The organism is Bacillus cereus, assembly GCF_002564555.1.
GTDB lineage: Bacteria > Bacillota > Bacilli > Bacillales > Bacillaceae_G > Bacillus_A > Bacillus_A cereus_K.
This window is the reverse complement of the sequence record NZ_NUVD01000029.1, coordinates 1-212: the sequence shown is the minus strand read 5'-3', so window position 1 is coordinate 212 and position 212 is coordinate 1. Positions and strand designations below refer to the sequence as shown.

Here is a 212-nt window from a genome sequence, read left to right as displayed (position 1 = left end):
ATCTGCCCCCCTCCACCATTCTTAATTAATGGGCTATAGCCAAGCGGTAAGGCAACGGACTTTGACTCCGTCATGCGCTGGTTCGAATCCAGCTAGCCCAGCCATTAAGAGCCATTAGCTCAGTTGGTAGAGCATCTGACTTTTAATCAGAGGGTCGAAGGTTCGAATCCTTCATGGCTCACCATTTTAACAAAATATGCGGGTGTGGCGGA

Annotated in this window: 2 tRNA genes; both read left to right on the top strand. The window is 49.1% G+C overall.

What is annotated here, in order from left to right:
• Nucleotides 1–29 precede the first annotated feature (29 nt).
• A tRNA-Gln gene (locus COI75_RS16730) sits at nucleotides 30–104 on the top strand.
• Nucleotides 105–108: 4 nt separating this feature from the next.
• Nucleotides 109–184 (top strand) — tRNA-Lys (locus COI75_RS16725).
• Nucleotides 185–212 lie beyond the last annotated feature (28 nt).